This is a genomic window from Bartonella sp. AD24XZML, from assembly GCF_042196485.1.
Taxonomy (GTDB): Bacteria; Pseudomonadota; Alphaproteobacteria; order Rhizobiales; family Rhizobiaceae; genus Bartonella.
In genome coordinates, this window is record NZ_JBHIQH010000104.1 from 75,973 (window position 1) to 97,319 (window position 21,347).

Annotated in this window: 21 protein-coding genes and 1 pseudogene; 11 read left to right on the top strand and 11 right to left on the bottom strand. The window is 36.5% G+C overall.

Annotated elements, in window-relative coordinates; translation table 11 throughout:
* Nucleotides 1-422: 422 nt before the first annotated feature.
* From ttcA to ACFIMX_RS09330, 4 genes and pseudogenes are all read right to left on the bottom strand, one after another.
* On the bottom strand, nt 423-1,298 hold the full coding sequence (gene ttcA / locus ACFIMX_RS09315) for a tRNA 2-thiocytidine(32) synthetase TtcA (RefSeq protein ID WP_375639686.1): 876 nt from the start codon (nt 1,296-1,298) through the stop codon (nt 423-425).
* 264 nt (nt 1,299-1,562) lie between these two features.
* Nucleotides 1,563-2,180, bottom strand: a complete 618-nt coding sequence (gene rpsD / locus ACFIMX_RS09320) for a 30S ribosomal protein S4 (protein WP_273722651.1) — start codon at nt 2,178-2,180, stop codon at nt 1,563-1,565.
* A 170-nt stretch (nt 2,181-2,350) separates the two neighbouring features.
* Entirely contained in the window at nt 2,351-3,178 is an 828-nt protein-coding gene (gene murI, locus ACFIMX_RS09325; protein WP_375639685.1) for a glutamate racemase, read from the bottom strand.
* Nucleotides 3,171-4,008: pseudogene (locus ACFIMX_RS09330) on the bottom strand (RNA methyltransferase). The gene murI and the pseudogene ACFIMX_RS09330 overlap by 8 nt, the downstream one beginning before the upstream one ends.
* A gap of 302 nt (nt 4,009-4,310) precedes the next feature.
* Between ACFIMX_RS09330 and sfsA the strand changes: the two are divergent.
* The 3 genes from sfsA to radC are packed head-to-tail and all read left to right on the top strand — an operon-like array spanning nt 4,311 to nt 6,662.
* Nucleotides 4,311-5,027 (top strand): DNA/RNA nuclease SfsA, encoded by a 717-nt coding sequence (sfsA, locus tag ACFIMX_RS09335; RefSeq protein WP_375611922.1) that lies wholly within the window; start codon nt 4,311-4,313, stop codon nt 5,025-5,027.
* The gene (map, locus tag ACFIMX_RS09340; protein ID WP_375618132.1) at nt 5,020-5,850 is read left to right on the top strand and encodes a type I methionyl aminopeptidase; all 831 of its coding nucleotides are present in this window, start codon (nt 5,020-5,022) and stop codon (nt 5,848-5,850) included. The genes sfsA and map overlap by 8 nt, the downstream gene beginning before the upstream one ends.
* Before the next feature lie 17 nt (nt 5,851-5,867).
* Nucleotides 5,868-6,662 carry a DNA repair protein RadC gene (gene radC, locus ACFIMX_RS09345; RefSeq protein ID WP_375618131.1) on the top strand — a complete coding sequence of 265 codons (795 nt, stop codon included), beginning with the start codon at nt 5,868-5,870 and terminating at the stop codon, nt 6,660-6,662.
* Between the two features lie 44 nt (nt 6,663-6,706).
* On the opposite strand, the gene ACFIMX_RS09350 is transcribed toward radC, so the two are convergent.
* From ACFIMX_RS09350 to ACFIMX_RS09365, 4 genes are all read right to left on the bottom strand, one after another.
* On the bottom strand, nt 6,707-6,919 hold the full coding sequence (locus ACFIMX_RS09350; protein WP_375618130.1) for a DUF3126 family protein: 213 nt from the start codon (nt 6,917-6,919) through the stop codon (nt 6,707-6,709).
* A gap of 616 nt (nt 6,920-7,535) precedes the next feature.
* On the bottom strand, nt 7,536-8,309 hold the full coding sequence (locus ACFIMX_RS09355; RefSeq protein ID WP_375618129.1) for an alpha/beta fold hydrolase: 774 nt from the start codon (nt 8,307-8,309) through the stop codon (nt 7,536-7,538).
* Nucleotides 8,299-8,817 (bottom strand): DUF192 domain-containing protein, encoded by a 519-nt coding sequence (locus tag ACFIMX_RS09360; RefSeq protein WP_375639684.1) that lies wholly within the window; start codon nt 8,815-8,817, stop codon nt 8,299-8,301. Before ACFIMX_RS09360 ends, ACFIMX_RS09355 begins: the two co-directional genes overlap by 11 nt.
* Nucleotides 8,818-9,066: 249 nt before the next feature.
* Nucleotides 9,067-9,642: a cold-shock protein gene (locus tag ACFIMX_RS09365; RefSeq protein ID WP_375639682.1), complete on the bottom strand. Its 576-nt coding sequence runs from the start codon at nt 9,640-9,642 to the stop codon at nt 9,067-9,069.
* Between the two features lie 323 nt (nt 9,643-9,965).
* On the opposite strand from ACFIMX_RS09365, the gene ACFIMX_RS09370 reads away from it, so the two are divergent.
* The 5 genes from ACFIMX_RS09370 (at nt 9,966) to ACFIMX_RS09390 (ending at nt 14,824) form a co-directional block, all read left to right on the top strand.
* On the top strand, nt 9,966-11,099 hold the full coding sequence (locus ACFIMX_RS09370) for an ABC transporter substrate-binding protein (RefSeq protein ID WP_375694375.1): 1,134 nt from the start codon (nt 9,966-9,968) through the stop codon (nt 11,097-11,099).
* 114 nt (nt 11,100-11,213) lie between these two features.
* Nucleotides 11,214-12,290, top strand: coding sequence for a branched-chain amino acid ABC transporter permease (locus ACFIMX_RS09375; protein ID WP_375618125.1), 1,077 nt, complete (start codon nt 11,214-11,216; stop codon nt 12,288-12,290).
* Entirely contained in the window at nt 12,290-13,348 is a 1,059-nt protein-coding gene (locus tag ACFIMX_RS09380) for a branched-chain amino acid ABC transporter permease (protein ID WP_375618124.1), read from the top strand. The genes ACFIMX_RS09375 and ACFIMX_RS09380 overlap by 1 nt, the downstream gene beginning before the upstream one ends.
* A complete protein-coding gene (locus ACFIMX_RS09385) occupies nt 13,345-14,127 on the top strand; it encodes an ABC transporter ATP-binding protein (protein WP_375618123.1) in 783 nt (260 codons plus the stop codon). Before ACFIMX_RS09380 ends, ACFIMX_RS09385 begins: the two co-directional genes overlap by 4 nt.
* Nucleotides 14,114-14,824, top strand: coding sequence for an ABC transporter ATP-binding protein (locus tag ACFIMX_RS09390; protein WP_273791026.1), 711 nt, complete (start codon nt 14,114-14,116; stop codon nt 14,822-14,824). The genes ACFIMX_RS09385 and ACFIMX_RS09390 overlap by 14 nt, the downstream gene beginning before the upstream one ends.
* A 94-nt stretch (nt 14,825-14,918) precedes the next feature.
* On the opposite strand, the gene gatA is transcribed toward ACFIMX_RS09390, so the two are convergent.
* Nucleotides 14,919-16,403: an Asp-tRNA(Asn)/Glu-tRNA(Gln) amidotransferase subunit GatA gene (gatA, locus tag ACFIMX_RS09395; RefSeq protein WP_375618122.1), complete on the bottom strand. Its 1,485-nt coding sequence runs from the start codon at nt 16,401-16,403 to the stop codon at nt 14,919-14,921.
* Nucleotides 16,404-16,434: 31 nt separating this feature from the next.
* The gene (gene gatC / locus ACFIMX_RS09400) at nt 16,435-16,722 is read right to left on the bottom strand and encodes an Asp-tRNA(Asn)/Glu-tRNA(Gln) amidotransferase subunit GatC (RefSeq protein ID WP_375618121.1); all 288 of its coding nucleotides are present in this window, start codon (nt 16,720-16,722) and stop codon (nt 16,435-16,437) included.
* 147 nt (nt 16,723-16,869) lie between these two features.
* Between gatC and ruvX the strand changes: the two genes are divergently transcribed.
* Nucleotides 16,870-17,349, top strand: a complete 480-nt coding sequence (ruvX, locus tag ACFIMX_RS09405; protein WP_375618120.1) for a Holliday junction resolvase RuvX — start codon at nt 16,870-16,872, stop codon at nt 17,347-17,349.
* Here the strand turns inward: ruvX and ACFIMX_RS09410 are convergent.
* Nucleotides 17,334-18,953, bottom strand: coding sequence for an acyl-CoA dehydrogenase family protein (locus ACFIMX_RS09410; protein ID WP_375618119.1), 1,620 nt, complete (start codon nt 18,951-18,953; stop codon nt 17,334-17,336). The two genes, ruvX and ACFIMX_RS09410, sit on opposite strands and share 16 nt — an antisense overlap.
* Before the next feature lie 125 nt (nt 18,954-19,078).
* Between ACFIMX_RS09410 and ACFIMX_RS09415 the strand changes: the two genes are divergently transcribed.
* Both ACFIMX_RS09415 and ACFIMX_RS09420 read left to right on the top strand, forming a co-directional pair.
* On the top strand, nt 19,079-20,044 hold the full coding sequence (locus ACFIMX_RS09415; protein WP_375618118.1) for an aspartate carbamoyltransferase catalytic subunit: 966 nt from the start codon (nt 19,079-19,081) through the stop codon (nt 20,042-20,044).
* Nucleotides 20,041-21,342 (top strand): dihydroorotase, encoded by a 1,302-nt coding sequence (locus ACFIMX_RS09420; RefSeq protein ID WP_375618117.1) that lies wholly within the window; start codon nt 20,041-20,043, stop codon nt 21,340-21,342. Before ACFIMX_RS09415 ends, ACFIMX_RS09420 begins: the two co-directional genes overlap by 4 nt.
* The last annotated feature ends 5 nt before the right edge of the window (nt 21,343-21,347 follow it).

Sequence of the window (21,347 nt, forward strand, 5' to 3'; positions counted from 1 at the left end):
TACGAGCAATCCTTGCTCTGAATGTTTGCTATACACTCCCAAAATACCAAGCAGTTATATATTCTCTTAATTTAATGCCTTAAATGAGCTTTAAATGGCGGTGACGGCGGCGCAAAAGAATAAAATCCACAAGGTTCACCATTTTTAATTAACAAAAGAGCAAATCGACAACCGTACTATTTTCCCATTTTTCATATTACGACAGTCATTGGTTAGTGAAAGGAAACTTTTTTCAAGAGTGTTTTATGCACACAAGAATTTCCTTTGTGATATGCAGGCAGATGTTTTTTATAGATGCAATATAAGAGAATTTGAAACAAAACAATCTGACGGTATTTAAATTAAAAACAATAAATTATCATTATAAATAAGTATCTTATCGTAAATTATTTGAACTTATTTTTTTAAATATCTAATTTTTATTAACACGTTTTAAAATCAAAGAATTTCTTATCAAGCAAATGACTTGGGCGTACATTTGTTAAAGCACGAATCATCGTATCTTTACGTCCTGGCATTTGTCTTTCTATATTTTTCAGCATTTCTTTCATTGCATTACGTTGTAATCCATCTTGACTACCGCAAAGATTACAAGGAATAATTGGAAATTGCATTTCTTGAGAAAACTTTTCCATATCTTCCTCAGCAGCATAAACAAGAGGACGTAATACAAAAAGATCTCCTTCATCATTTTTAAGTTTTCCAGGCATGGCAGCTAATCGGCCACCGTGAAACAAATTCATAAAAAATGTTTCTAAAACATCATCACGATGATGACCTAAAACTAATGCCGAACATCCCTCTTCACGTGCAATACGATAGAGATTACCGCGTCGTAATCGAGAACAAAGTGAACAATATGTCTGCGACTCTGCCAATTTATCTGTAACAATGGAATAAGTATCCTGATATTCAATACGATATGGAATTTTATAAGAACTTAAAAAATCTGGAAGAATATGTTTAGGAAATCCTGGTTGCCCTTGATCAAGATTACAGGCAAGAATTTCAACGGATAAAAGACCTCGCCACTTTAAGTCTAAAAGAAGCGCTAATAAACCATAAGAGTCTTTTCCACCCGATAAAGCAACAAGCCATTTTTTTCCTGTAGAGAGCATAGAAAAATCATCCAAAGCTTGTCGCATATGACGTAAAAGTCGTTTGCGTAATTTATTAAATTCTACGCTTGAAGGAGCAACACGAAACATTGGATGACAATTATCTGCTTCGCTTATTAAAGGATCATCTCTCCCTTGGTTTTCTTCTATTGCCTGATATTCAACTGAAACATCATTCATAATATCATATCCTGCATAAGTAACGCTCATTTTGCAAAGATAAAAAAATATTAAAGCAAGCTTACATTTATGTTTTTTGAATTTATAAATTAGATACACAAAAAAAGAAATGGAACTATACAAATTTATGACTATAAAACATAGTGATAAACTTAATATAGAACCATTTACAAAAATAACTTATTAATTTCAAATATTGTAAAAATAACACAATACTTTGAAGTTATCATAATAGAAGAGAGAAACAATTTCTCTTACAGAAAATTATCGAGAATAAAATTCAACAACCAGATTAGGTTCCATTTGCACAGCATAAGGAACATCAGCAAAAGCAGGAATACGTGTAAAGGTTGCTTTCATCTGTTTATGATCTGCTTCAATATAATCAGGGACATCACGTTCTGCCAATTGCACTGATTCTAACACTAAAACAAGTTGTTTTGATTTTTCCCGAACCTCAATAACATCACCTGGTTTACAACGATAAGATTGAATATTTGTGCGCCGCCCATTGACATTAACATGACCGTGATTGATAAATTGGCGAGAAGCAAAAATCGTAGGTACGAATTTTGCACGATAAACAACAGCATCCAAACGTGATTCTAACAGACCGATAAGGTTTTCACCAGTATCTCCCCGTCGACGAGCAGCCTCTTCATAGGTTTTATGAAATTGTTTTTCTGAAATATCTCCATAAAACCCTTTCAATTTCTGTTTAGCACGTAACTGCACCCCATAGTCAGAAAGTTTTCCTTTACGACGCTGTCCATGCTGACCTGGACCATAATCACGACGATTGACAGGAGATTTTGGACGCCCCCAAATATTTTCTCCCATACGACGGTCAATTTTATACTTTGTTGTTTCGCGTTTACTCATCGCATTTCCTTATAAAATAAAATACGAGATCTTAAGATCCCAAGGAAACGCGCCCTCCTCTGCCTTTAAATACTAAAGACTGACAGAATACCTTAACATATCAATATGCAAAGTTATTCACGGGACACGTCAATTAATGCTATTTTCTTGAAAAAATAACTAGATCATCATTATTGGTCTCGTAACCCAAAGTCAACTCCTTTCATGAGTTTTAAGTCAAATCCTTTAAACAAATTTTCCGTTAAAGAAGTGATATTTTTCGATGTCAACAACGCAAAATCTTGATATTTTTTTATATATTGATGGTGTATCTTTTCCGACAATGGTAATAAAGATCTGATATGTTTGGCGATCGCTTTCGCCGGATCAATCCACTCAACGGACCATAAAGCATGTTCACGAAAGAAATTAATCAAAAAAGGATAATGTGTGCAGGCTAAAACAATAACATCCGTATATTGTCCATTTTTTTCCACAAAACATGGCAGGATTTCTTTTCTTAACTCTTCTGAATCGATAGATTTTCCCCGTAAATAATCTTCAGCAAGTCCAGCCAGCTTTTTACTTCCCACAAGCTGAACATGACACTGTCCAGCAAAAGAGTTAATTAATTCATTTGTATAAGCACGTTTAACTGTTCCAGGAGTCGCTAATACGGAAATAAAACCAGATTTTGTTTGTTCAGCAGCTGATTTAATTGCAGGAACCGTTCCTACAAAAGGGACATGAGGAAAATTCTGTCGTAAATCTGCTATCATCAGTGTAGAAACAGTGTTGCAAGCAATCACACATAAAGCTGGATTGTAACGTGTTAAAAGATTTGTAAAAATCTTCAAAATACGCTCTTTTAAAATATTTTCTTTCCAATTTCCATAAGGAAATCCTGCATCATCAGCAACATAGATAAATTGCATGTCAGGGATAAGAATACGCGCTTCCCTGAACACTGTTAAACCACCAATACCGCTATCAAAAAAAAGAACAGGTCGTTCATCCATTAGTTTTCACACTTATTTTTAATTTTTTTACGATCACGCTCTTCCGGTGTTCTACTCCCCCGTGGATATTGTGGCGAAAAATGATCCAAAGAAGATATAATGCCTCGCAATAAACGAACCTCAGGTTCACTAAAGTTAGCGCGCGTAAAAACAGAGCGCAAATTTGCAAGCATTACTTCTTTACGTTCTGGTGGTCTAAAATACCCACGGATATTCAAAGCCTCTTCTAACTGAGATAAAAAACCATGGAATATTGTTTTATTTGCAGGTTCCATCTCTGCTGCACGAAATGCCGTATCGCTGACATTCTCTAAACCAGTTTTCATCCATTCGTAAGACATTAAAAGAACCGCTTGCGCAATATTAAGTGACGCAAAAGCAGGATTAACTGGAAAAGTAATAATTTCATCAACAAGGCTGATTTCATTATTTTCTAGTCCCCATCTCTCTCTTCCAAAGACAATCCCGGTCTTATGTCCGATACTTTCACGCTGACGTAATACGCTTGCTGCTTCGACAGCACTTTTTACAGTTTTAAATCCACATCTTTCACGTGCTGTTGTGGCAAAAACATAGTGTAAATCTGCAATTGAATCACGCAATGTGTTAAAAATTACAGCATTGTTAATGACATGATCAGCTTTACTTGCAGCAGCTCTAGCTTTTTCATTTGGAAACATTTCTCGAGGTTTGACTAATCGAAGCTTAGAAAGCCCAAAATTTGCCATTGCCCTTGCGACCATACCAATGTTTTCAGGAAGCTGCGGTTCAACTAAAATAATAATGGGACCATTTGTTAAATTTTCACGATTCCTATTCGTTCCTGCCATCAATTTTACCTAGTTTCACTTAAACTATCTCCCTCTCCACTATTTTTACGAAACCTTTTTCACAATACTCTAATGCTGTTTAATAATAAATTATAGATAATCTATCTTTTCATTCAAAGATAATAGTTTCTAAACCTAATAATAAATTTTAAAAGCCATTAAAGTGAACGATGGAATTTATAACAATTTATATAAGATATCGTAGCGTTTTTTACATCAATTTTATCTTTTTTAATAGGGAACAGCCCCTATAAATCATAATCTCAGTTGAATTATGAAATCATAAATCCTAAAAAAGGGATATGCACTTTATTCCCAAACTTTTTCCTGCAAAGCTTATCCGTCGTTATAAACGTTTTCTTGCGGATGTTCAACAAGATGATCAGCATGTCCTCACCGTGTCTGTACCTAATACAGGATCAATGCTTGGATTAACAGCTTTCAACACCAATATTTGGCTTTCTTATCATAACAACATCAAACGAAAATATGCCTATCAATTAGAAATTATTGAAGCCGATAATACTTTGGTTGGCATTAATACTTCTTTACCCAATAAACTTGCGTTAGAAGCAATTCAAAACGGATTACTACCAGAATTAAATGGATATAAAACAATTTTAAAAGAACAACGCTATGGGACACAATCACGAATTGACTTTCTTTTACGTGATGACATTCTTCCTGATTGTTACCTAGAAGTCAAAAATGTTCATTTTATTCGTCAGAAAGGATTAGCAGAATTTCCTGATAGCGAAACAAAACGTGGTGCACGTCACCTTGATGAGCTCATAGGAGTTGTACAACAAGGAAAACGAGCTGCTATGCTTTATATTATTCAACGAGAAGATTGCTCAGCTTTTACAATTTGTCATGATCTTGATCCACTCTATGGACGTAAGTTTGATTTAGCATTAAAATCAGGAGTAGAATGTTATGCTGTAAAGTGTCATGTAAGTGTAGAAGGCATTTTTCCGATTCAGAGAGTAAAAATAGAAAATAGAAGAAACAATGACTGAGTATATCGAATATAATAAAATCCCTTTAAAATTTAATGGAAAAATCCGCATTTTCGATGATTATGCTTTTGCTAAAATGCGTGAAGTTGGTCGTATTGCTGCAGAATGCCTTGATGCGCTTACAGATATCATTAAGCCGGGCGTTACTACGCAAGAAATAGATGATTTTGTATTTATTTTTGGAGCTAAGCGAGGAGCACTTCCTGCTGATCTAAATTATCATGGATACAGCCATTCATGCTGTACATCTATCAATCACGTTGTCTGCCATGGCATTCCCAATAAAAGACCTTTGCAAGAAGGTGATATTGTAAATGTTGATGTAACCTTTATCCTTGATGGTTGGCATGGGGATTCAAGCCGAATGTATCCTGTTGGAAAAATTAGGCGTGCAGCAGAACGCTTGCTAAAAATAACCTATGAAAGTCTTATGCAAGGAATCGCTGTCGTTAAGCCTGGAGCAACGACAGGTGATATTGGGGCAGCTATTCAACAGTATGCAGAATCTGAACGCTGTTCAATTGTGAGAGATTTTTGCGGACATGGTATCGGCCAGCTTTTTCATGATGCTCCCAATATCCTCCATTATGGAAATCCTGGAGAAGGAGCTGAATTAAAACAAGGTATGATGTTTACAATTGAGCCTATGATTAACTTTGGTAAACCACAAGTTAAGATTTTATCTGACGGTTGGACTGTTGTTACCCGTGACCGCTCTCTGACAGCACAATATGAACATACAATTGGTGTTACAAATGAAGGGTATGAAATATTTACACAATCTCCTAAAAATATTTTTTATATTCCAAATTCGCATACCTAACGCAATGTAGAGATGTTATGGCTAAAAAATTAAATCAAAAGGAAGATACTCAAAGTAATCACTTTGCATTAACATTGAGTTCTCCACTCACCCCAGTATCAGAAAGAAAAAGTGAAGAGCCTCAGAAAAACGCACAGTTTCATAAACATTATCAAGGACATCGTGAACGTCTTCGGAAGCGTTATTTAAAGTCAAAAGGAAATGCAATTGAAGATTATGAATATCTTGAATTATTGCTTTTTCGCACAATACCCCGTGCAAACACAAAACCCATAGCTAAAAATTTGATAGCACGTTTTGGTTCATTAGCTGATGTGTTGGGAGCGGATATTCACCGACTTCAAGAAATTCCAGGATGTGGTCCCGCCACTGCAGTTGATTTAAAAATTATTTCAGATGTTGCTGGACGTCTTGCTCGTGCGCAATTGTTTAAGCGCGATATTTTTTCATCATGGGATAAAGTGTTAGCGTATTGTAAAGCTGTTATGGCTCATGAAACACGTGAACAATTTCGTATTTTGTTTCTTGATAAGAAAAACGGCTTACTTGCTGATGAGGTGCAACAAACTGGAACCATTGATCATACCCCTGTTTATCCTCGTGAAGTTATTTCTCGAGCTTTAGAGTTATCCGCATCAGGACTTATCTTAGTCCACAATCACCCTTCTGGCGATTCCACACCCTCTAATGCAGATATAACAATGACATATAGATTAAAAGATGCAGCAAATGCATTAGGCATTATTATCCATGACCATCTTATTATTGCACGAAATAACCATACGAGTTTTAAAGCGTTAAAACTTATATAAATCTTATGGTATAAAAAAGACTTCATTCAACTATGAATAACGAATCAATTTTCTAAATCAATATCTAATATAGCCATTGAGAAATTATAGGAGAGCTCATCTTCATCTTCATCTCGATAGATAATGCCTAAAAACTCATCTCCCATATAAACCTCATAAGAATCACTCTTTTTAGGACGTGCTCTGACTTGCAATGCTGAGTTTTGGAATATATTTTTAAAATAATTATCAAGTTTTTTTATTTCATCAGCATTCACTATGCTCTCCTGTTTTTTTGAAACGATTAAAATAATTGCGTGTCGTGCAAATAAGACACTCTTATGATTCTGTAAAGTCAGTAAAAAAGCATAATCTGAATATTTACTTAATATTACATATATTCACAACGTTCTTTATACATTCATAAAGAACGGTTACAAAAGGAGTCTATCATTATTAAATATACCCGTATAGATTAAAAAATGGCAAAAAAACTGTATATTTTTAATAATTTTACTTTATCTCCAATTTTAGCATCTGTATTTAAAATGCATATTCGTAAGAATAAATTGATCAATAATTTATAATTTTGTTTATTTTATAAAAAATAAATAAAAATATTTTTTTATTTAAAACTACATTTTTTAGCAAAAAATATTTATTACATCATTCGAAAATAATTCTTTTTAATAACCTTTAAAGTATAATTATCTAATTTTAGAAGAATTACGTCTCTAAAAAATATACAAAATAAGCTAATAAGAATTTATTTTTCTTTTCATTTTTTATAAAAACTTATGTCACAACAGAAAGATTTTTTAATAAGCTTTTTTCAATTTATACGAAATAAAAATATTGAGTATTTCTGTAAATTCTAAAAGCTATGAAAAGTTCTTATTTTATAGGATAACGAGAAAGAAAATCGATAACGCCTTTTTTATAAACTTTATCGCCTACAGCAAGCATATGATCTCGATCAGGAATTGATAAAGCTTCACCACAAGGCAACAAGGCTGCCAATGGCTCTGCATCACCGCCAATTTCATCTAATGAACCAACGGCAACAAGTGCTGGTTGTTTGATTTTGTAAACTTCAGATACCGTTAACTCCTGTTTTGATGTAATGATACAAGCAGCAAGAGCACGCCTATCGCTTTTCGTTTGATCTGCAAATTTACGGAACATTAAACCGCGCGTATTGGTAATAGTGGAAATATCTTCTGCTAAAAGGGCCTCAGCAACAGGCTCCCAATTTCCTGCTCCCGTCACCATACCAATACCTAAACCACCAAAAATAACACTGTGTACATATGTTGGATGCAAAAGAGCCATGAAAGCACTAATACGAGCCCCCATAGAATATCCCATAACATGGGCTTTAGATAACTCTAAATGCTGCAGTAACTTCACTGCGTCGCCAGCCATAGCTTGAGGTGTATAAAAGACAGGATCATAACTTTTAACTGAATCTCCGTGACCGCGATTATCAAGAGCAATAACACGATATCCTGCTTCAGTGAGAATACGAAACCAACCCGTTGCATACCAATTCACCCGTGCAGAAGATCCAAAACCATGGATCAACAAAATAGGCGCGCCCTGCCCTTCTTCTCGATAAGCAAATCGCAAACCATTATATTCAAAAAAACGAATATCTTCAGCGGTCATTTTTATTGCACTTTCCACAAAGTACAGGATGAATAACACGTTGTCCTTTTTGTATCTTTTTTTTAGAAACTTCACCAGCGTTAATTTCAAGTGCAAAAGCTGCAGGAACTTCTGATGAAATGGTATTTGTTGAAAGTGGAGAAGTCTTTTCAATAATCGATACAATAATTCCCTCAGAGTCTAAGAAAATCATATCTAAAGGTAAAGGCGTATTTGCCATCCACATAAAAATTTTCTGCTCATCTCCCGATCGAGAACTTTTTAGCTGCTTAAAGAGCATTGCACGATCGCGTGGAAAATCAGTTCGATACATTAAACCAGCTGCTGCTTGAGATGGCGTAAAAGCAATCTCTACCTTATAAAAAACCGGACCTTGCTTTGTATGTATTTCTAAAGGAATTGGATGCACAGGAATCTCTATGGGCTCCTTTGCTACAACAACACGCATATCTAACATAAAAAACATCACCAATAAAACAATATGCTCCTTTTTAAAAGGCTTTAACATTCTTGTCTCCACCACAGAAAAATTTTAAATTTTGTTTCTAAAATAAAAGTACCAGAGTTTAAAAGTCAAAAAAAAGAGGATTGCTTCCTTGTTATTTTCTAGTTTCTTTCAACGTAATATGCGAAATTTTCTTCATTTGGTTTATGGATTCACGAGAGCCATATTTTCTTTAAAAATCTACCTCTATAGCAATTTACGGAATAATCATCTTTAAAAATATAGAAAACATACTGATTTCACTCGTGAAATTCAATGCGTAGCTAAAGGAATGCCTATGTCCGGATAAATCTCTGCTGTCATTAAACCTTTTTCTCCTTTACCAAAACGTACAAGAACAACTTGGCCGGAACGAAGCTCTGCTAAACCAAAACGGCGCAATGTTTCCATATGAATAAAAATATCTTCTGTTCCTTGCCCACGGCTAAGAAAACCGTATCCTTTGTCACGATTAAACCATTTAACAATTGCTCGTTCTAGTCCACTTTCTGGAGTAACAACAACATGGGTACGGGCAGGAACTTCTGATGGATGAATTGCTGAAGAACAATCTATGGATTTCACCTGAACGCACTTTAACCCTCGTTCAGTTTTTTCCACAGCACAAATGACTTTAGCTCCTTCTAAAGCTGTTTGAAAACCATCCCTTCGCATTACCGTAACATGCAATAATATATCGGGAAAATGAGGTAAATCAGGTACAATAAATCCATACCCCTTACTACCATCAAACCACTTAATGACACCACTGATTTCGATAATCTCCCCACAAGTACCTATACTATCCTCAGATGGGGAACAATCCTTTAATGCATCCTTACTCGTCATAATAACGTGATCCTGTAGCTTATAAATTGTACGATATTGATTCTCTAGGTTTAAGTAAACATTGCTCTTGTATCAACACGCAAGCCCCAAGATAAGATTTCCCCACATTGTCGTATCTTCTATGTTAGTGTCAGAGAATATCAACATGAATATTTATAAAACTATTTGATTGTACACTTTACATACCTTACAAGGGGTGCCCTACAAAAGAGGTCATATAAAAGTTTTTTTACATAATGATATTTTGATTAATGTGTAACTTGCATGATGAAGAAGTTCAATATAAGGTGAAAAAACGACAATTCAATTAAGGAAAATGCGCAATGCAATTGAAGAAAATCCTTACGATAATCGCAGCATTTATAGCATTTACAACAAATGTTTATGCGAGTGAACCTATTAAGATTGGTGTTTATCTTCCATTAAGTGGTCAAAATGCATTTGGAGGTCAGCTTGAAATTAGAGGTATAGAATTAGCCCATAAAAAAGTTCCAGAAATTTTAGGACGTAAAGTGGAACTTGTTATTATTGATAACAAATCTGATAAAGTAGAAGCGGCTAATGCTGTTATGCGTTTAACTGCAAGTGAAAAAGTGAGTGGAATCATTGGTAGCTATGGTTCTTCACTCTCGTTAGCAGGTGGTGAAATATCTGAAAAGGCAAAGACTCCAACCATTGCAACGTCCTCAACAAGTCCCCTTGTTACACAGGGTAAAAAATATTACTTTCGTGCTTGCTTTATTGATTCCTATCAAGGAGTAGGAATCGCAACTTATGTAAGCCAAACTTTACACGCAAAAAAGGCTGCTATCCTTAAAGATATTTCAAGCGATTATGCTATTGGTCTTGCAAGTTATTTTACGCGTGCTTTCAAAAAATTAGGTGGTGAAGTTATCTCAAATTTAAATTATAATTCTGGAGATCAGGACTTTTCAGCTGTTCTCACGCAAATTATCGCCCAGAAACCTGATATCTTATTCATTCCATCTTACTTTTCTGAAGGTGCTATCATCATGAAACAAGCACGAGAATTAGGGGCGAAGTTTCAAATTATGGGTGGAGATGCTATGGATAATCCAGAAACCATTACGATTGCAGGAAAAGCTGCAGAAGGTTTCTTACATACGACACTTCCCTATAGTGAGGATATGCCAAATATGTCAGTAGCTGCGCAAGAATTCACAAAAGAATGGAAAAAATCTTACCCGGACAAAGAGCCAAATATCAATTCTGTTTTGGGATACACGAGTTATATGATGTTCATAAAGGCTATTGAAAATGCTGGTAGCACTGATCGTGAAAAAATTACTATCGCACTTAGCAAATTAAAAGATTTTCCTACCCCCTTTGGGGATATGTCAATGGATGAAAATCATAACCCTAAAATTCCTATTGGTATCATTAAAATACAGGATGGAAAACGTGTTTATTTAGAAGAAGTTAAACCTGCTTTTTAATTAAAAAGTTTTACTTATTAAAATGCAAGAATTGGTTGAGGATTTTTTTCTCAACCAAAAGTTTAGAAATTTCTTATTGTCCTATGTAAATTAACAAATGTGGAAGGATGAGAGATGAGCACTGAAATGTTCATCCAGTACTTTTTTAATGCACTGGCATTGGGATCTCTTTATGGGCTTATTGCTATTGGCTACACCATGGTCTACGGTATACTGAGACTCATTAATTTTGCTCACGGTGATATCTTTATGCTGGGAGCATATTTTGTTTTCTTTTCCACAATTGGCTTTATGCCTGCTTGGGCAGCTTTTCTTCTTTTGTTTCTTGCTGCTCTTGTTTATTATTCGGTCTTTATAGGCTTTAAAAGGCGTCCTCCAATTTATTGGATTGCTGCTTTTTTAATTCTTGTGCTAGGATTTGTTTATTATTTTAAAATTTCCCCACAAGACTTTACACCGATTTGGGTTTTAGCTCTTTGTTTTTCCATTTTTATTACAAGTGCTGTGGGTGTTGCTGTTGATCAATTTGCTTATAAACCTCTACGCCATGCTCCGCGTATTTCGGCACTTATCGGTGCAATTGGTGTTTCTTTTTTTATTGAAAATCTTGCTACTGTACTCTTTAGTGGTGTTCCGAAAGGTGTACAACAGCCAGATTTTCTTGTAACACCATTTTTATGGCATCTAGGATCAGGAGCAGATGGTATCATCAGAATTGCTCCCATGTCTCTGATCGTTCCCGTTGTGTCATTAATTCTTATTTTATTACTGTTATGGATTATCCATAAAACAAAACCGGGTCTTGCTATGCGCGCAATCTCCCATGATATTGAAACAACACGTTTGATGGGTGTGTCTGTCAATAAAGTTATTGCGTTTACATTTGGAATAGGCTCAGCTCTTGCCGCCATAGCAGGCATTATGTGGTCTTTACGTTATCCTCAAATTCAGCCTTATATGGGTGTTCTTCCTGGTCTCAAAGCATTTATTGCTGCTGTTATCGGAGGTATTGGTTCGATACCAGGAGCAATGTTGGGAGGATTATTATTAGGGTTTATTGAAATTATGATTATCGCATTTTTCCCTGCGCTATCTGGATATCGAGATGCCTTCGCTTTCATTTTATTGATTCTGATTCTATTGATATTGCCCACAGGATTAATGGGTAAAAGAAATCAGGAGAAAATCTAATGGCAAAGTCAGCGACAACTGTTTTATCGTGTATAAGTGTTTTAGTTCTCATAGTTTTTTTATTTTATGCTGATAGCCATTTTAATGACTATACGCTTCGTATCATCAATCTGATTGCTATTAATGCGATATTGGCAATTTCGCTTAATTTGATTTACGGTTTCACAGGTATGTTTTCTCTTGGACATGCTGGATTTATGGCTATTGGTGCTTATGTTTGCGCAATTTTACTTCTTTCCCCTGAACAAAAAGAAATGATGTGGATTCTTGAGCCTATTGCTGAACCATTATATCATTTGCAGTTACCTTTTTTTATCGCTGTTGTTATAAGTGGTTTGTGTGCTGCTGTTGTAGGTTTATTAATTGCTTTACCAATATTGCGTCTTGGTGGCGATTATCTTGGAATTGCAACATTAGGTTTTGCGGAAATTATTCGCATTGTCATTACGAACGCAACATCGCTCACAAATGGCTCTTTGGGAATCAAAGGAATACCTCAAAATGCAACATTATGGTGGAACTATGGTTGGCTAGCATTTACAGTTCTCTTTATTGTTCTCTTACTGCAAAGTAATACTGGTAACGTATTACGTGCCATTCGTGATGATGAAATAGCTGCAAAAACTATGGGAATTAATGCTTTTTTCTACCGTAGTTTTTCCTTTACTGTTGGAGCGTTTTTTGCAGGTATAGGTGGCGCATTAATGGCGGCTCTTATTTCAACCATTGATCCAAAAATGTTTAATTTTCTTCTGACTTTTAATATTTTAATGATTGTTGTTGCTGGTGGTCTCGGTTCAATTACAGGGAGCATTATTGGCAGCATTATTATTACAGTTATGCTTGAATGGCTTCGTATTATTGAAAGTCCATTTGACTTAGGTTTTATACATATTCCAGAAACCCCAGGGCTTCGTATGGTTGTTTTTTCTCTTTTATTGCTGGTAATTATCTTGTTTTGGAGAAAAGGGTTAATGGGACAACGAGAATTTTCATGGAATGGAATTTATAGCTTTTTGATACGCAAAAAGCTTTCTAATACTGAGGGAAAGCTATGAACGACAATATCCTTTCACTCAATAATATTGTAATGCGTTTTGGCGGATTAGTTGCTGTAAATAATGTTAATATGGCAATTAAACGAGGAAGTATTACTGGATTAATTGGTCCCAATGGTGCTGGAAAAACAACAGTTTTCAATATGATTTCTGGATTTTATGCTCCTACAAGCGGCATCATTCTTTTTGATGAGAAAAAAATTTCTGGAGCCTCTCCTTATATTATCTGTAGAAGCCATATTGCCAGAACATTTCAAAATATTCGTCTTTTCTCAGGGTTAACGGTTTTGCAGAATGTTATGGTAGGAGCGCATGTTCGACAAAAATATCCTTGGTTTTCTTCAGCTCTATTTTTTTCAAAAGCAATAAAAGAAAAGAAGGAAATTTATAAAAATTCCTTGGAGCTCCTTGAACAGCTACAACTTGATCACCTTGCCAATCAATCGGCAACAGCTTTACCTTATGGTGTGCAACGACGTCTAGAAATTGCACGTGCGTTAGCCACAAAGCCCAAATTGCTTCTTCTTGATGAACCTGTTGCTGGCATGAATCCACAAGAAAGTGAAGATCTTAGAAAATTCATAGCAAAAGTGCAAAAAGACTTTGATCTTACAATTCTTCTTATTGAGCACGATATGAAAGTGGTTATGGGGCTTTGCCAACATATTTTGGTTATGGAATATGGTTGTTGCATTGCCAGTGGTACACCAGATGAAATTCGTAATAACCCTAAAGTTATTGAAGCTTATCTTGGCGGAGATGTTTATGGATATTCTTAAAATAAAAAATCTTTACGTTCATTATGGCGCCATTAAAGCTGTCCAAAATCTTTCTATGTCCATAAAGCGGGGCAGTATTGTCACTTTAATTGGAGCCAATGGTGCAGGAAAAAGCAGTATTGTACGTTCTATTACAGGGCTTAATCGCTCTGTTTATGGAGAAATTACCTATAATGGCAAATCTATTATTAAAAAATCACCAGAAGAGATTTTGCGATTAGGGATTGCTCTAAGCCCTGAAGGACGACGTATCATGCCCCATCTTACTGTTTTAGAGAATCTTCATCTAGGCGCTTATATTCGTCACGATAAGCAGGGAATTTCCCGTGATATTGAATGGATATTTGACCTTTTTCCGCGCCTACGTGAAAGAGCAAAACAGTTGGGAGGAACAATGTCAGGGGGTGAACAACAGATGGTTGCTGTGGGCCGTGCACTCATGAGCAATCCTGATATGGTCATATTAGATGAACCCTCCTTGGGGTTAGCACCACTTCTCGTTCGAGAAATTTTTTCGATTATTCGAAAAATTAATGATATGGGAAAAACTGTTCTTCTTATTGAACAAAATGCATTTGCTGCACTTTCCATAGCTGACTATGCTTATATTTTAGAGGTAGGACATATTTTATTTCACGGTGAAGGAAAAACTATGCTATCTGATTCGCGTGTTAAAGAAGCCTATCTTGGTGGGTAAGACTACGAATTAAGGAAATAGAGCTCATCCCTCCACCATTTAAAAAAGCATTTCTCATTAAGGATGAGAAATGCTCCTTTGTGAATTTTGACTATTACATCCACCATTTTTCTGCACTGAATATTCCTGCTTCTTGTTCAATAATGTGCGCTATCTGAAAAATGACTTCTTCAGAAAAAGGTTTACCAATCAATTGCAATCCTAGAGGTAAACCATTTGATGACAGACCAGCAGGAACAGAAATTCCTGGTAAACCAGCCATATTAACTGGTACCGTAAAAATATCATTAAGATACATTGCTACAGCATCATTTTTTATTTTTTCATCAGCAATACCAAAAGCAGGTGTTGGTGTTGTTGGTGTCAAAATAGCATCAATGCCTGAAGCAAAACATTGGTCAAAATCACGTTTTACGAGTGTTCTTACTTTTTGAGCTCTTAAATAACAGGCATCATAATAACCTGATGAAAGAACATAAGTTCCAACCAGAATGCGCCGTTTGACTTCATCACCAAAACCAACAGAACGCGTATTTTCATACATCTCAATGATGTCTTTTCCAGGCATACGCAAACCAAAACGCACACCATCATAACGCGCTAAATTAGAAGAGGCTTCTGCAGGAGCTATAATGTAATAAGAAGGTAGAGCATATTTTGTATGGGGCAAAGAAATATCTTTAATCTCAGCACCTGCTTCTTTTAACCAATTTATTCCTTTTTGCCAAAGCTCAATAATTTCTGGAGACATTCCATCCACATGATATTCTTTTGGAATACCGATTTTCATTCCTTTGATTGATTGACCAAGATAACTTTCATAATCAGGAACTGGTAAATTGACGGAAGTAGAATCTTTTTCATCAAAAGAGGCCATTGATCTGAGTAAGATAGCACAATCACGAACATCTCTAGCAACAGGTCCAGCTTGATCAAGAGATGAAGCAAACGCGACAACGCCCCATCGCGAACAACGTCCATAAGTTGGCTTTATTCCTACAGTTCCAGTAAAAGCTGCGGGTTGACGTATTGAGCCACCTGTATCGGTTGCAGTTGCACCAGCACAAATTTGTGCAGCAACAGCGGCTGCGGATCCCCCCGAAGAACCACCGGGTACGAGTTTTTCATTTGAGCCTTTTTTTCTCCATGGACTAATAACGGGACCATAATATGATGTTTCGTTGGATGAGCCCATAGCAAACTCATCCATATTAAGTTTTCCTAACATCACAGCACCATCTTGCCATAAATTAGCCGTGACAGTTGATTCATAGTGCGGTTTAAAACCATCAAGGATATTTGAACAGGCTTGAGTATGAATACCATAGGTTGCAAAAAGATCTTTAATCCCTAAGGGAATTCCTTCCAAAAGCCCTTCCTGCCCTTTCGCTAAGCGACTGTCTGATTCAGCAGCCATTTTCATTGCCTGTTCTGCTGTTATTGTTACATAAGCATTTAAAGTTGGATTTGCCAACTCTATTGCTTGTAAATAAGCTTCCGTTAATTCTATTGCTTTGAGATTTTTCTTTGTTAGAGCATCACGAGCTTGCGCAATTGTGAGAGTTGTTAAATCAGTCATATTGGTTCTCAAATTTCAAAAATATAAAAAGTTACTCAACAATTTTTGAGACAAGAAAAAATTTTTCTTCTGTAACAGGGGCATTGGCTACAATATCTGCTGCTTTATCGCCATCTGTAACACTATCTTCACGCATTCGTAGTGTCATCGGCATCACAGATGTTAATGGCTCAACTCCACTGACATCAACTTCATTCAATTGCTCTACAAAACCTAAAATAGCATTGAATTTTTTTGTCACAGGTTCTATCTCATCATCGTGGAGGGCAATCCTTGCTAAATGTGCTATCCGCTTGACTGTCTCTTGATCAACAGACATACTCTTTACGCCTTTCTGCTTTTTTGTTTATTTATTGATCTTTATTCTGGCTATACAAGGCTGCACTTGTAAGTGCAAGAATATTAGATAACATGAATAAAGAATATAACTATAGATCTGAAACATTAAAAAACGTATTATACCTTTATGACTGTTATTAATATAGATGAAGTTATAACACATCTTTTGCCTAGACAAACAATAGCAGGCTTAGATTTAGGGACAAAAACTATCGGAATTGCGATTTCTGATAGGGGGCTGATTGTCTCAAATCCGCGTCCTGTACTACAGCGAAAAAAATTTACAGAAGATGCTTACACACTTATTAAAATTTTTGACCGTGAAAATGTAGGCGTTATTATCATTGGCTTACCTCTTAACATGAATGGAAGCAGTGGCTCTCGTGTTCAAGCAACCAGAGCTTTTGTGAGCAATATGAAAGCTTATACAAAAATTCCATTTGTTTTTTGGGACGAACGTTTATCAACAATTGCTGCGGAACGGTCTCTTTTAGAAATGAATGTATCGCGCGCTAAACGAGCAAGCCGTATTGATTCGGCAGCCGCCGCTTTTATATTGCAAGGTGCTCTCAATAGAATTCAAAACTTTCATCATATGGAAGGATAGAGGACATTGAGCAAATGCCCTGCATTATATCGTGCAATGAGCATCCCGTAAGAAGATCTCCATTGTCCCCCAAGGCGGCTTTCCATATAGGCATTCGCAACATGTTCTATGTCTGTAGAACGTAATGCTGCTGCTGCTGCTGCATAGGCCACCTGTTCAACAAAAAATCTTCCTGCACCTTCATTTGCTAATGCCATATCACCTGCTGACTTAATAATTTCAATTGCTCGGGGTCCCGCTGCTCCAATATCAAGAGCAATTTTTTCCAACAATTTCTGAAACAATCCCGGTGCTTTTTCAGCAATAAGAATGGCATCCTTTACCAATTGATTAGCAGAACTATTTCTCACAATTCGCGCAGGCCCATTATGCAACATTTGTGATAATGGATTATTCTCTATAAAACTTTCAATACCAAGTTGTGCAATAATTTCACCAATAATAGGTACAACCAATTGACTTACATGATAAGCAATAATAGGTGTCATAATGCGGGCAAAAGCTGCTTCAGAACGGTCATTTGCTGCATTGTCAAATGCTCTTGCTAAACGCAAAACCAATGCTTGTGAGGCAGCTATATCTAATGCAATATCTGCAAAAATACGTTCTGTCAGTGGTGGTAAAGGCTGATTGGGCATTTTTTTCCGGAAAAAATCCATACCAAATTGAAGAGCCGCTCGTAAAACACCTGCCGATATGACAGATTGATCGAAACGCATCATCGTCTCGATATCTTTAATAACTTTAAGCCCTTCTCCAGCATTTCCCAAAAGCCAGCCATAACTGCCTTGGAAGTCGACAACCCCCTCTGGTGTTAAAAGTTCTCCAGAACGCTGAATTAAATGACGAATCGATATAGATCCATTTAATGCGCCATTTTCTTGTATGCGTGGAATAAAAAAACAACTTAAATGACCATCTAAATCTGCACTAACAAGATATCCGTCAGCGGTAGGATTAATAACGTTGGTTTTTACAACATTTAAACGATATAGATCACGTTCCATACTTTCATCGAAAGAAATTTTCTTAACACTTGGAAAATTGAAAGCGTATTTTTCAATATCGTCAAATGCACAAGTTAGAGAAGCCGCCTTTTTATGATGAATAGGCTTTGATGAGGAATCATATTGGCGTGATAAAAGTACATTTTGCCATTTTTTGAAGAGCTCAATATCACTAATTAAAACAGCAATAGCTGCACTCGTTATGATAACTTCATTCAAGTGTCCTGTTTCTAAACCAGCAGATAAAGCTAAACGAATCGCACGCGCTTGATAGCGTACTCCATTTTCTGAGCTCGTATTTTCCCAAAGCGAGGTAACCAAACCTGCTTGTCTAGAATATTGTTGAAGAGCTTGATAGGAAGAATGGATCTCTAATCTTTCTGTTGGTTGCCCCCATTCATCATTATAGCATAGTAAAGGCTTATAATGATTCGCTAAGCAAGAAAGTTTCCATGCTTCTCGACTCGCGGCAAAATCCCCTATTTCTTCAAAACTTGTTAACAAAAACTTAGGCAAAGTAGAAGCAATACGAAACATAAGCGTATCGCTAAGAAATGTATTTTTTCGACGAGTATTTTGCGCAGATACAGCACTCATAGGTATATTCCTACATTCAAATCATTCATATCATAGACTATTTGTCTTTTTAGAGTTAAAAAACATTTATCATATTCAAACAAATGCTTGTTTAACCTGTTTAGAGAGAGATAAAGAAGAATGCTATGATGCAAGATAATTTTTTTCCACTTTTCCCTCATCAACATCTTTTAGCTATTAAAGATCTGAGTGTACAAGATCTTAATACATTGCTTGATCGTGCAGAAGCAAATGTTATCCTTTCTAACAAAATTGATAAAATAAAATCTACTTTGCATGGACGGACTCAAATTAATCTCTTTTTTGAAGCCTCTACGCGAACACAATCTTCTTTTGAATTAGCGGGTAAAAGGCTAGGTGCACACGTGATGAATCTTGCGATCGGCAACTCATCTGTAAAAAAGGGAGAAACATTACTTGATACAGCTACAACTCTCAATGCGATGAAGCCAGATATACTGGTTTTTCGCCATAACAGTGCAGGAGCGGCAGCTTTATTAGCGCAAAAAGTTGATTGTTGTGTTATTAATGCAGGTGATGGTGCCCACGAACATCCAACCCAAGCTTTATTAGATGCTCTAACCATTAAAAAGGCAAAAGGTCGTATTGAAGGATTAACTGTTGCGATTTGCGGAGATATCTTACACTCACGTGTTGCCCGTTCTAATATCTTGTGTCTCAATGCTTTGGGTGCTCGTGTTCGTGCTGTTGCTCCTTCAACACTCTTACCCGCAGAAATTGCTCATATGAGTGTTGAGGTTTTTAACACGATGAAAGACGGTCTTAAAAATGCTGACGTTATCATGATGTTGCGCTTACAGCATGAACGAATGACAGGCTCTTTTATTCCCTCTACGCGTGAATATTTCCATTATTTTGGCTTACATAAAGAAAATTTAGCCTATGCCAAAAATGATTCTATTATTCTGCACCCTGGCCCATTAAACCGTGGTGTAGAGATTGCATCCGACATAGCAGATGGACCACAAAGTATGATTCATACACAAGTAGAAATGGGAATTGCAGTGCGTATGGCTGTCATGGAGGCTCTATTAGATTCACGAGCAAAGATCAGTGGAGAAAAAAAATGATAAAACCAGTTGTTTTTCAAAATGCTCGTATTATTGATCCTTCGCGCGCAATCGATGAAATTGGTACAGTTATTGTTGAAAATGGACGAATTATAGCCGCTGGAAAAGAAGCTCTGAATCAGGGGTTTCCTGAAGAAGCAGAAGTTATTAACGCACAAAACAAAGCAATTCTCCCTGGACTTGTTGATGCGCGCGTTTTTGTTGAAGAATTAGAGAACGAACATTGTGAAACAATTACATCAGCAAGTTACGCGGCCGCAGCAGGTGGTATTACTTCCTTTCTTATGATGCCAAACACGCATCCAGTTATCGATAATGTAGCACTCGTTAAATTTATTACGCATACAGCACAGGAAATGTCATTGGTCAATATTTATCCCGTTGCTTCAATCACACAAGGTTTCAACGGACAAGAAATAACCGAATTTGGTTTGCTCAAAGATGCAGGAGCCGTTGCCTTTAGTGAAGGAAAAACAACACTTCAAAATTCATCTGTTATGCGGCGTGCAATGACTTATGCACGCGATTTTGATGTTCCATTGATGCATGAAACGCAAGATAAAGATCTTACAGGGCAAGGTGTGATGAATGAAGGACTGCTTGCCAGTTGGCTTGGTCTTTCTGGCATCCCTCGCGAAGCAGAAGTTATCCCACTTGAAAGAGATCTACGTTTAGCAGCATTAACGCAAACACGCTATCATGCCGCTCAAATATCGACAGCACTCTCTGCTGATGCACTTCGTTTAGGTAAAAAACGCAGTGAGAAAATTTCAGCGGGTGTATCTATTAATCATTTATCTTTCAATGAAAATGACATTGGTGAATATCGCACTTCTTTTCGCTTAATGCCCCCATTGCGTACAGAAGAAGACCGTGTAGCAATGATTGAAGCAATAAAGGATGGGATTATAGATGTTATTGTCTCTTCTCATGATCCTCAGAGTATCGACACAAAACATTTACCATTTAATGACGCGGCAGTTGGCGCTATTGGTATGGAGACCTTATTGAGCGCAGCCTTACGCCTTTATCATAATGAGAGCCTATCTCTTCTACGGATAACGGAACTTTTGTCAACGGCGCCTGCAAAGCTCTTTGGACTCAATGCAGGAACACTCAAAAAAGGGGCTCATGCAGACCTTATTGTGGTTAATCTTGAAGAACCATGGGTTGTTTCGAAAGAGAAGCTCTATTCACGTTCAAAAAATACCCCTTTTGAGAATGCGCGTTTTCAAGGACGCGTGCTCCAGACCTTTGTGAAAGGGAAAAACGTTTTTAAACTTGATCAACAAATTTAATGAGA